At 53.4% G+C, this 11,969-nt stretch carries 8 protein-coding genes; 4 read left to right on the top strand and 4 right to left on the bottom strand.

Features of this window, described 5'->3' with window-relative positions; all coding sequences use genetic code 11:
- Positions 1-41: 41 nt before the first annotated feature.
- The 3 genes from VGN67_RS06860 to cobA form a co-directional block, all read right to left on the bottom strand.
- On the bottom strand, positions 42-1,358 hold the full coding sequence (locus VGN67_RS06860) for a NarK family nitrate/nitrite MFS transporter (RefSeq protein WP_327486052.1): 1,317 nt from the start codon (positions 1,356-1,358) through the stop codon (positions 42-44).
- Positions 1,359-1,435: 77 nt separating this feature from the next.
- Entirely contained in the window at positions 1,436-2,800 is a 1,365-nt protein-coding gene (locus VGN67_RS06865) for an alginate export family protein (RefSeq protein ID WP_327486053.1), read from the bottom strand.
- Between the two features lie 331 nt (positions 2,801-3,131).
- A complete protein-coding gene (gene cobA, locus VGN67_RS06870) occupies positions 3,132-3,884 on the bottom strand; it encodes a uroporphyrinogen-III C-methyltransferase (protein WP_327486054.1) in 753 nt (250 codons plus the stop codon).
- A 289-nt stretch (positions 3,885-4,173) separates the two neighbouring features.
- Here cobA and nirB point away from each other — a divergent pair, with 289 nt between their 5' ends.
- The 4 genes from nirB to VGN67_RS06890 all read left to right on the top strand — a co-directional run bounded on the left by nirB (position 4,174) and on the right by VGN67_RS06890 (position 9,442).
- The gene (nirB, locus tag VGN67_RS06875) at positions 4,174-6,696 is read left to right on the top strand and encodes a nitrite reductase large subunit NirB (RefSeq protein ID WP_327486055.1); all 2,523 of its coding nucleotides are present in this window, start codon (positions 4,174-4,176) and stop codon (positions 6,694-6,696) included.
- Between the two features lie 263 nt (positions 6,697-6,959).
- Positions 6,960-7,313 (top strand): nitrite reductase small subunit NirD, encoded by a 354-nt coding sequence (gene nirD / locus VGN67_RS06880; RefSeq protein WP_327486056.1) that lies wholly within the window; start codon positions 6,960-6,962, stop codon positions 7,311-7,313.
- Between the two features lie 3 nt (positions 7,314-7,316).
- Positions 7,317-8,738 (top strand): histidine kinase, encoded by a 1,422-nt coding sequence (locus VGN67_RS06885; protein ID WP_327486057.1) that lies wholly within the window; start codon positions 7,317-7,319, stop codon positions 8,736-8,738.
- Between the two features lie 32 nt (positions 8,739-8,770).
- Positions 8,771-9,442, top strand: a complete 672-nt coding sequence (locus VGN67_RS06890) for a response regulator transcription factor (protein WP_327486058.1) — start codon at positions 8,771-8,773, stop codon at positions 9,440-9,442.
- A gap of 123 nt (positions 9,443-9,565) precedes the next feature.
- On the opposite strand, the gene VGN67_RS06895 is transcribed toward VGN67_RS06890, so the two are convergent.
- A complete protein-coding gene (locus VGN67_RS06895) occupies positions 9,566-11,932 on the bottom strand; it encodes a M43 family zinc metalloprotease (RefSeq protein WP_327486059.1) in 2,367 nt (788 codons plus the stop codon).
- Positions 11,933-11,969: the final 37 nt, after the last annotated feature.

Here is an 11,969-nt window from a genome sequence, read left to right on the forward strand (position 1 = left end):
GGGGGCGGTCCGCCGGAGGAGCGCCTCCCGTTGCGGTGAGGTCATGCCACCGCCACCTCGGCTTTGCCGACTTTCTCGGTTTCCACGCTTTCTTTCTCAAATCGGGTCAGGGCTACAATGGCACCCACCACGGCTACGGCCAGACCGATGTAAAGGAATGCTTCGGAATAGCTAATGGTACTTGATTTGAAAAGGAAGCCCGCCAGTACGGCTCCCACGTTACCACCGGCTCCCACGATACCACTTACCGAACCCATGGCTTTGCGGTTGATAAAGGGTACGATGGCGTAGGTAACGCCATTGGCCATTTTCAGGAATAGTGCGAAGCCCAGCATGGCAATTACGGCGTAGACTATTTCACCGGACTGCGCAAATAAAGCAATACCGATGCCTTCCAGGGCCAGCAGCAGCGCGAGCAGGATGCCTTTGCCCCGCATGCCGTACTTGTTGCCTATTTTATCAGCCATAATGCCGCCCATGGCCCGGGCGAAGAGGTTCATGAAACCGAAGGTACCCGCCAGTAGTCCGGCCGTTGTCAGGGTAGCACCAAAGTTCTCGGCGAAGTAGAGGGCGGCTACGTTGTCGAAGGTAATTTCGATTCCGAAGCAGGCGCCGTAGGCCAGGAACAGAATCCAGGTGCGGGGGTCTTTGGCGGCCAGGGCCAGGGTACCTTTGGCTTTGGGCGAAGCAGAAACATGGCTGGCTTCTATTTCCTCGAAGTTACCGGCGGGGGTGTCCTTGGTATTGTAGTAGTACAGCACCGCCAGCACCAGCAGGATAACGCCCGGTACCACCATCGCCAACCGCCAGGCCGAAGCCGGTAAGTAACCCAGACCGATAAAGGCCGCAAAGATGAGCGGCATCAGCATGTTCGTAACGCCACCGCCCAGGTTACCCCAGCCACCGGCTACGGCGTTGGCCGTACCCACAATCTTTTTATCGAACATTACCGAAGTATGGTACTGTGTAATGACAAAGGAGGCACCAATGACCCCGATGGCCAGACGGAACAGCAGGAATGCCTCGTAACTTTTAGCGAAACCAATCGTAATGACGGGTATAGCCGATATCGCCAGCAGCGCCGAGTACGTTTTGCGGGGACCCCAGCTATCGCACAGGCGACCGATTAGTACCCGGGCGATGACGGTAGCCGCTACGGAGGCAATAATGGTATTACCAATCTGCTCTTTGGTCAGGCCGAGATCGTCTTTGATGACCTTCATTAGCGGCGCGACACCAAACCAGCCAAAGAAACAGAAAAAGAAGGCTACCCAGGTCAGGTGAAAGGTCTTCATCTGAATGCCGTGGACGCTGAATATGTTGAGCTTTTCGAGTGGTTTGTTATGTATAGCTGACATGAGTAGATCAGTTTAAAGGTTAAAAAATAGATTCAGCTCTGGTGCCGAACCAGCAAGCGGTGGGGAGGACAGCCGGCTTAGTTCTTCGCCAGGAAATCAGGTTTTATGTTAATCATCAGGTACGCCCAGTTGGCGTTGCGGCGGGCGGCGGTAACGCCTTTTACCGCCGCCAGCGTAGGTGTGGTAAAGAAGGTACAGTACCCACCCTGGAAACCTATAGTCCGGGTGAGGGTATAGTTCATGATTATGTCCAGTTCGGTGCCGTAGCTGCGGCTTAACCGGTTGTTATCGCTGCCCGTAACGGCCGCGGCGCTGGCAAACTCGTGCAGGTCCGTGTTGATTGAAAATTGGGACGAAACCTTGATGATACTGCTCAGGTAGTAGTCCACCAGTCCGCCTTTGCCGAAGCCATCGGCTACGTAGAAGTAGTCCATCTGGCCCCAGAACTTGTGCGGCGTACCGTAGAGCGGGTCAAAACGACGGTTGCCCACCGAGCCGGCCCTATTGCCGGATAGGTAGTCCACACCGGGACCAATGGCGAAGCGTTTGCTGGCTGAGTAGAGGGTATTTAGGGAGTAGGTATAGGCTTTCAGGTTAGTACCATCCTTGTCTTTGCCGCGCTGCATATAGGCACTGGCCGTCAGGCCAAGGTTTTTGCCCAACCGGGTATTCAGGTAGGGGCCCAGGGTTACCCGGCTCCAGGTACCTGGCGCAGGTACTTTGGCTCCGGTTTCGGTCAGGGTATATTGGTTAAAATCATCTTTCAGCACCAGGAAGGAAGCGTTACCGGCCTTCAGTTTTTTGCCCAGGTACAGGTACTGCATGGATTTGTACATAGTACCTATGGCGTTGGTACCAGCCGGGTATCCCACCGGAACACCGTTGTACAGCGTACCGCTTTTATACTCGCCATTTTGATTAAATGCTACCCCCAGGTGCGCCATGTAGCTGTTGTGGCTGTACTTCAGGAGGGCGGCGTCGTGGCGGCGGGCCTGCTGGAGCCAGTCGAGATTGCCGAGCAGACGGCTGTCGTCGTACACGAGTTCCTGCCGACCTATTTTTAAAGAGAAATCATTACCTGTTTTGGTGAAAGCTGTGTCCAGGAGGCTGATTTCGGCCCAGGCTTCGTGGAGCATCAATCCGTTTTGGGCCGGATTCGTGATGCGGTTGTTGGTGGAGGCATCCTGCCCCCATACCCGCACGTCCTGAATAGCCGCAAAGAATTTGGTACGGTAGCCGGTGTAGCCCACGTTGAGGCGGGTACGCTGGGAAGTAAAAAGGGCTGCATCCTGGCCAACTTGTAAGGGAGCGCCAAAGCCATCGCGGAGTTCGGTGCGGGTCCGGAGTTGTCCGGTGAGGCTGAATTGAGCCGCTGATTCCTTCGCCACGAGCAGGCTGGTCAGCAGGAATCCTATTGAAAGTATGTTGTATACCTTTTGCATAAGTGAGAATTGAAAAAAAGTAGTGACAGGGACAGACGAGCGGCCACGTCTGAACGGTATTAAAGTGCGGTACATGTTCCGGTTATAGAAGCCGGATCAGGGATTCGGAAAGTACCCGGTCGGGCAGACCAAAGGGAGGAGAGCAGGTACTTGTTTCCGAAAGGCAGAAGTACGGGTCGGGTCGGTTGGCGGAATTACTTCCGCCCGGAGCCGGAGCCTAAGATTTGTTTTACCTGAATTTTTTCATTTTCTTTGAATCGTTTGTGTTTAACATAGACAACCCTGTAAGGCCGATCCACATGGTGCCCCCACACCGGATCGGCTTTTTTTGTTAGTGAACAGCTACCGAAAGGCTCTGCAGGTACTCCGACACGTAGGACGGATGCAAAGCCACTACTTCGCCGATTACGATGATCGCTGGCGCCCCCACGCCTTGTTCCGCGACCAGTCTTGGCATTTCCCAGGCCTGACCCACAACCCACCGCTCATCCGGGCGGGTACCATTCTGGATAACAGCCATGGGCATATGTCCCCGGCCAAACCGGGTATACATTGCGCATATTTCAGCAAGCTTACTCATACCCATCAGTACCACAACCGTCGCCTTCGACTGAGCCGCCAGCTGTAGGTCTTCTGACATTTCTCCACTACGGGTAGTACCCGTAATCACCCAGAAACTTTCGCTGACGCCCCGGCGCGTGACGGCTATGCCCTGCGAAGAGGGTACCGCTATACAACTGGAAATACCAGGTACTACTTTACACTCTATACCATATCGCTTAGCGTACTCCAGCTCTTCGTGTCCCCGGCCAAATACAAAGGGGTCGCCGCCTTTCAGGCGTACCACGTGCCCTTTTCGGGTTGCCAGCCGTACAATCAGCGCATTGATTTCCTCCTGCGAAAAAGAAGCGTTGCCCGCGCTCTTTCCTACGTATATTTTCAGGGCCGGGGCGGGTGCGTATTCGAGCAGAGCCGCATTGGCTAATTCATCATACAAAACTACATCGGCCTGCCCCAGCGCTCTGATACCCTTTAAGGTTATCAGCTCTTCGTCGCCCGGACCCGCCCCCACGAGTGTCAGCATTGGCTTTGTCATCTTCTATATAATATAGGGTGAATATTAGAATTATACTAAGAATAGTAAATTGTGGTTATGCCTAATGGTTGGTTCAAATTTATGGATGTAATTTTAAAAAACAATAATTTTTCCAAAAATTAGGTTTAAAAAACACGATAAAGAAGAATAAAACATTAGGAATTATAAAAAATACCATTTAAATTTGATTGATGATTTAGGGGAGGCAAATCATCATAATATTTAAATAGTGTAATAAAAGAACAGGGTTATTCAACTTTAATAGTTAGTATTAACTATGAACGGAAACACAAACAAAAAGATCGTTGTAGTAGGCAACGGGATGGTAGGCTACAAATTCTGCGAAAAGTTGCTGGCTAAGGCAAAAAATGAGCAAAAATTTGAGCTGACCGTTTTTGGTGAAGAGCCGCGTGCCGCCTATGATCGCGTCCACCTGAGCGAGTACTTTGCCGGAAAAACGGCCGGGGAGCTGCAAATGGCTCCTGTCAGCTGGTATACCGAAAACGGTATAAAATTGTATCTTTCTGACCCGGTGGTGGATATTGACCGCCAGCGAAAGCTGGTGCGGTCGCACCATGGAATTGTAGTACCTTATGACTACCTGGTGCTGGCTACCGGCTCAGGTGCCTTTGTGCCGGCCATAGCGGGCGTTGAAAAAGAAGGGGTCTTTGTATACCGTACTATAGAGGACCTGGACCTGATCAAATCGCACGCCCGGAAAGCCCGCCGGGGGGCGGTACTGGGCGGTGGACTACTGGGACTGGAAGCCGCCAAAGCGCTGCTGGACCTGGGGTTGGATGAAGCCCACGTGGTGGAGTTTGCTCCGCGCCTGATGCCCCGGCAGATCGACGAGGCTGGTTCGGGTATCCTACAGCGCCAGCTGGAGTCCCTGGGCCTGCAGATACATCTCGCCAAAAGTACCCAGCAGATTACGGGAGCAGACACTATTGAAGGAATGCAGTTTGCCGATGGTACTACGCTGGACGTGGACATGCTGGTGATTTCGGCTGGTATCCGTCCGCGCGACGAGCTGGCCAAAGTGGCCGGTCTGGATACGCATCCGCGCGGAGGAATCGTGGTGGATAATTTTATGCAGACTTCCGACCCGACCATTTTTGCTATCGGCGAATGCGCCCTGGCTCACCACATGATCTACGGACTGGTAGCGCCCGGTTACGAAATGGCCGATGTGGTCGCTTCCCGCCTGACGGGCGAAGAGAAAGAGTTCAAACCCTTTGATATGTCGACCAAGCTCAAGCTAATCGGGACCGATGTAGCCAGTTTTGGGGAGCCCTTTCTGGAAGAACCCGCCTGCCGTACCATTCGCTACGAAAATAAAGCCAAGGGTATCTATAAAAGAATTAACGTAACTCTGGACGGCAAAGAGCTACTGGGAGGCATACTGGTGGGTGAAGCGGAGCAGTACAACATGCTGCTGCAGACCTGCAGGAACAAAACCATACTTCCGCCCGATCCGGAAGACCTGATTCTGGGTTCGCGGGGGGGCGAAGAGGCTGGGGGCGCGGGAGTCACGGCTCTGCCCGATGAAGCACTAATCTGCTCGTGCGAGGCCGTAACGAAGGCCATGATTTGCCACGAAATCACCGAAAACAAAAATACCAGTGTAGACGGCATCAAAAAAGCTACCAAAGCCTGTACGGGCTGTGGCGGCTGTACGCCCCTGGTCAAGGACCTTATTCAGGGGCTTATGAAAGAGCAGGGCCTGTACCTGCGCAACGTTATCTGCGAGCACTTTGACTATACCCGCCAGGAACTGCTGGATATGGTAAAGATGAACGGCTTTAAGACGTTCAGCGAAGTACTTTCCGGCCTGGGTAAAGACGACGGCTGCGAAACTTGCAAGCCTCTGGTCGCGTCGCTGCTGGCGAGTCTGTGGAACGAAAACGTACTGGAAAAAGACCGGGCTACCATTCAGGATTCCAATGATCGCTTCCTGGCCAACATCCAAAAGGGAGGTACCTATTCGGTAGTACCCCGCATACCGGGCGGCGAGATTACCCCCGACAAGCTGATTGTCATTGGAGAAGTAGCCAAAAAGTACGGTCTCTATACTAAAATTACCGGCGGACAGCGGATTGACCTCTTCGGGGCACACGTAAGTGATTTGCCCATTATCTGGGAAGAACTCATCGCGGCGGGCTTTGAGAGCGGCCACGCGTACGGCAAGGCCCTGCGTACCGTTAAAAGCTGCGTGGGTTCTACCTGGTGCCGGTTTGGGGTGCAGGATGCCGTAAGCTTCGCCATTGAGGTAGAGGACCGGTACAAAGGGCTGCGCTCGCCCCATAAACTCAAGTCGGCGGTATCGGGCTGTATCCGGGAGTGCGCCGAAGCCCAGAGTAAAGACTTTGGCATCATCGCTACCGAGAAAGGCTGGAACCTGTACGTCTGTGGTAACGGCGGCTCCAAGCCCCAGCACGCGCAGCTACTGGTTACTGATGTGGACAAGGAAACCTGTATCCGCTACATTGACCGTTTCCTGATGTTTTATATCAAAACCGCCGACCCGCTCACCCGCACTGCCACCTGGCTCAATAAGATGGAAGGGGGTATCAGGTACCTGAAGGCCGTCGTAGTGGACGATGTACTGGGTATAGGCGAGGAGCTGGAGCGAGAAATGCAGACGCTGGTCAATGTGTATAAGTGTGAATGGAAAGAGGTAGTGGACAACCCGGAGCTCAAGAAACGCTTTACCCACTTTGTTAATGCCCCCGAGCAAAAGGACCCCTCCATCCGGTTTGACCCCATGCGCGGCCAGATACGCGCCAAGGAGTGGGTGTAGGAGTAATGTAAAATGAAAAATGAATAATGAAGAACGGTACGAAGAATTAAATTTTATTATCAAGGCTATTGAATCTATGACGGGTACTGGCCCCGGAGGGGTATAACTTCAGTAGAAATAATAGCATCCATTATAGAAAAGCTCCGTAGGAGCGATACCTTTTTGGTTTTTATATACTATTGATAATGAATAATTTATAACACCCAGGAAGGTAAGTACTTCGTAGAACTAACACCTAACTGCTAATACCTAACAAGCTACTCATGGAACCAAGACTAGATATAAAAGACCGGATTACCTGGCACCTGGCGTGCCACCAGCAAGACGTACCCGAAGACGGAGGAGCCTGCGCGCTGATAGAAGGCAGGCAGATTGCCATTTATCACTTTGCCCGCCGGGGCGAATGGTACGCTACCGACAACGAATGTCCGCACCGGCAGCAAATGGCGCTGTCGCGGGGAATGATTGGCAGCCAGCAGGGAGAACCAAAAGTGGCCTGTCCGTTTCATAAGAAAACCTTTTCCCTGCAGGATGGCTCCTGCCTGACCGGGGAAGACTATAAGATCAACACCTATCCAATCCTGGTGAAGGAGGGGCTGGTGTACGTAGGTTTGTAAAGAATGCAGCAACTGGACCGTCAGGTAGCCCGTCGTCTTACGCGGTTTTATGTAATAGCGCTCCTGATGGTAGCTCTGCTGACGGTAAGCGGGCTGGTGCTGGTCCGTCGAACGCTGGCAGACCTCAACGACGACGGCAGAGTGGTGAACGTAGCGGGGCGACAACGTATGCTGAGTCAGCAGCTGACCAAGCTGGCCTTGCTGCGCACCCAGTCACTGGCCCATGCCGACGGGGCCAATTTTAGTACCCTGCTACAGACCTGGCACCAGAACCACGAGCAACTGCGCAACGGGGAGCTGCGAATGGAAAAGAGGTACGTAGTTCGTAAAAGTCCACGATTGGATAGTATGTTCAGGCGGCTGGAACCGACTTTTGGGTCAATATACCGGGGGTTCAGTACTATTAGCGATGGGGAGGCTACCGCCGCGGAAAAAGCCGGGGCCTTGCGGATAGTACTGGCGCAGGAACCGGCGTTTCTGCGCCAAATGGACGAGCTGGTATTTCAGTATGATGCCGAAAGCCTGGCGCGGGTACAGTACCTGCAGCGCATGGAGTGGCTGCTGGGGCTGGGTACCCTGCTGATTTTGTTGATTGAGGGACTATTTATTTTTAGGCCCGTGGTGAGGTACACGCAGGAGGTTATAAAAATGCTGACGCGCTCGGAGGAGGAGCTACGGCATACCAACGAGCGCCTGGCCGCCACGAATCAGGTACTGGTAACGACCCAGCAGGAACTGCTGCGGACTACCGAAGAAAAGTACCAGCTGCAGGTGGCGGAAAAGAAAGTACGGTCGGCGGCCTTGCTGGAAGGGCAGGAGGAGGAGCGGCGTCGCTTTGCCCGGGAATTACACGACGGCATTGGACAAATGCTGACGGGGGTAAAGCTGCACGCCGAAAAGCTGAAGCAGGTCTCCTTTCCGGAAGAGAAGCAGCGAAAGCGGTTTGAAGACTTGCGGGAGCTGATTCAGGAAACCATCCAAACCACCCGGCAGGTGTCGTTTAACCTGATGCCGTCGGTGCTGGGTGACTTTGGGCTGGAAGCCGCATTACAACTACTGGCCGACCAGGTAGCGGCGTCGTCGGGTATTCAGATTGAGTACGAAGGTTCGGGTGAAGAAAAACGCTTACCGCCCGCTACCGAAATCGGGCTGTACCGGATTGTACAGGAAGCCCTGCACAATGCCGTCAAGCACGCGCAGGCCAGCCGGATCGTAGTAAAGATGGACCGGAGCCGGGGAAGAATTAAGTTAACTATTGAAGATGAGGGGGAAGGGTTTAGCCTGGAAGGGGGTAAAGAAAAAGAAGGTCGCATCCTCGTTGGCAGCGGCATTGAAAACATGCGTACCCGGGCTGATTTGTTGGGAGGTGAAATGACTATTGCTTCCCGATTGGGAAAAGGAACAAAGATTTTGGTTAAAATTTAATACAGGAACTACACTCCATCACAACCGAAAATATGCCAATTAAAGTACTAATCGCCGATGACCACTCCGTAGTGAGGAAGGGAATCCTGAATTTACTGGAAGATGAACCCGACATTACGATTGTAGGAGAAGCATCGGATGGCGACGAAGCCATCGACCTGATTCCGGCTACGCTTCCGGACGTATTGCTGCTGGATATTACCATGCCACGTATGTCGGGGATTGAGGTAACCAAAGAAGTGTCCAGGCTGTACCCGGAGGTCAGGATACTGGTATTCAGTATGCACAATAACCCCGACTATATCCTGAATGCCGTGCAGAACGGTGCGGCCGGGTACCTGCTCAAAGATACCGACCAGGAAGAGATTCTGCGGGCAGTGCGTACCGTAGCCGCCGGTGAGCTATACTACCCGCCCAATGCTTCTTCGGTCATTATCCGGCATTTGGTAGTACCCAAAAACAACTTCCGCACCAGCGAAACCAGTAGGGGTACCAGCGCTATTTCTTCCATCTGGAATAAAGTTACGCCCCGCGAGAATCAAATCTTACAGTGCCTGACCAAGGGGATGAGCAGCAAAGAAATAGCCGAACGCTTCGACGTGAGCCCCCATACAGTGGCCAACCAGCGGGCGAGCATTATTCGTAAAGCCCGGGTAAAAAATACCGCCGAGCTGGTAAGCATAGCGCTACGCGACCAGGGGTAATAAATCAGGTTTCCGGATATTTATCAGATGCTTCAATAACAGTCAGGGAAGGTACTTTTAAAAGTACCTTCCCTGACTTATGTTTAAGAATAAATGAAAACTTCCAGCGGGTACTAAGGCCGTTTAGAACTTCACCACCCGCTTACGGGCCGTTACATCCCCGATGGTTATTTCTACAATGTAGGTACCCGAAGGTAGTTGCCGGATATCAACCGGATAAGATACCGTGTCGGTGTCTTTCTGGAATGTACGCTGCAGTAGGGCTACGCCGGTCGGGCTGTACAGCGTCAGGTTAGCCTGCCCCCGCCACCCGTTTTTCATGGCTACGGTCATCAGCCCATCGCTCGGATTAGGACTTACCTGCACCGATTTATCAAATAAAGCCACGGGCGTGGGCTCGTTGCCCAAGACCGGTTGGCTGCTTCGTACATACACAGTTACGGCCGCACTGTCAATACACACATCTGCTCCCGTTCCTTTGACGTAGTAGGTAGTAGTCTGGCTGGGCCGGGCTATCACCTGCGGACCAATGGTGGTATTAAGGTTGGTGGCGGGTGTCCAGCTATAAATACTCGCGCCCCGCGCCTGTAAGGTCACGGCCTCGCCCGGATCAATAAACTGCGTAGAGGGCGCCAGCTGTACCGAAGACTTCATACCTACCCGGGCCGTAATATCGTGCGCGATGTTCAATCCCGTGCGGCGGAGGAAAAGGTCCCATTCGCCGTTAGCGGCCTGTTCCCAGGAGGTACCTTTCAGGGCTTCACCGTTGCGGGTTGTAACTATGGCTACCGAATCACCGTCGTAGTCAAACTGCACGCCCACGTGGTACCCCAGGCCAAACAGCGGTACCGGCCGGTCAAAGCCTACTTCGGTGGCGCGGTTATTGGCAACGTCGTTCAGAATGGTACGCAGCGGTACTTCTTTTTCTTCCACAATAGCACCCGGACCACCCTGGAAACCGCGTGCGTTCCAGACGGTTACGGTTACCGTAGATTCGGTATCGGCTCCCGCTTTGGCAAAGGCCCGGCCAAACCGGATGGAAGCGCTGGTCATGGTGGTGTAGCCAAGCTGGTTATCAAATTTCTCTGAAACCGCCCGGACCAACCTGCCGTTATGGCCGGACACGTAGCCGATGCGGGTAGTGTCCCGGATAAGCGTGCGGGTACCCGAAAAATTCGTCATTTCCGCGCAGAGGCCCACGTTAAGCACCTCTATGTAGTTTTCCCGTACCAGGCTGTCGGTGCCCAGGCTGTTTTTAACTACCAGCTTCACCCGGAACCGCCCCGGCTGATTGTACTGTACCGTGGGGTTTTGTTGGGTAGAATTGCCGGGATTTCCGCCTTCAAATGTCCACTCCCAGCTGGTGGGGAAGTTTGAAGAAAGGTCAAAAAAGCGAACCTGAGCACCCAGTAAGATCTGCCGGTTTTCGGCCATAAAATTAGCTCGCGGCGGACCGGCAGTAGGCATACCGCACAAGTTAGAGCGCGCCAGGGTACTGCGCCGGGGACTCAGGTCCATTACCGCCCGCATCCGGGACTTCTGGTCCTTTGTAAATATATTCATACAGGCGTCGTCGGAGTAGTCCATGTAGTTCTGGACCATGTTGACGGTGCCGCAACTGGTACGCCCTATCGGACAGCCCCGGCTTTCGCTGGCCTGGGGAGGAGTATCGTCCGCGAAGTCGTTTCCGCAGTTGGCGTCGCCCCAGATATGCCGAAGACCCAGCCAGTGACCTACCTCGTGCGTAAGTGTGCGTCCCTGGTTATAGGGAGCGGGCATGTTGGGAAAATTGCCTTTCAGTACGTTTCCAAACGACTGGTAACGAATTACCACGCCGTCGGTATTGCGCGGGCTGTTGTTGGGGATACCCGGCAAACCCGACTGGCTCGGAAACTGCGCGTACCCCACCAGCAACTCCGTACTGGCAAATTCAAGTACCCAAACATTAAAGTACTTATCCGGATCCCAGATGGTGGTAGGCTTCAGCACATTCTCAATATCGTTCTGAGTCCAGTTGGTACGGTTTCCGTTAATTCGGTTAATCCCCGGCTCAGCCATTGTACGGCCCTGCTGGTCAAGCTGGGACAGACAAAACTCTATTTCAACGTCGGCACCGCGGGGGTCGTTATTAAAGCCCGGACTACCCGGTATACGCCGAAAATCTTCGTTGAGGGTTTCTATCTGGGCCTGCACCCGGGCCATACTCAGGTTACGACCCTGCCCTACAGCTTCGCCGTTATGAACAATATGTACAATAATTGGAATAGTAAGTACTTCCAGGGTTGTGCGGCCCTTTTTTTCCAGTTCCCGGCGTTCGGCAATCTTGTTCTGGAGTACCCTTTCAAATTCATCCAGCGTACCTAGCTGAGGGTACTTAGCCCGTAGCAGGCTGTCCATGTGCATGGTAGCACAGGGCTCCTGCTGGGCCGCAGCCGGCAGGGCTACGAGAAACGCTAAAATTGATACTAAGTAGACGTAAAAACGATTCATGGACCTTGGGATCAGGTAACAGGTATCAGGTACCTAC

The organism is Telluribacter sp., assembly GCF_035998675.1.
Taxonomy (GTDB): domain Bacteria; phylum Bacteroidota; class Bacteroidia; order Cytophagales; family Spirosomataceae; genus Telluribacter.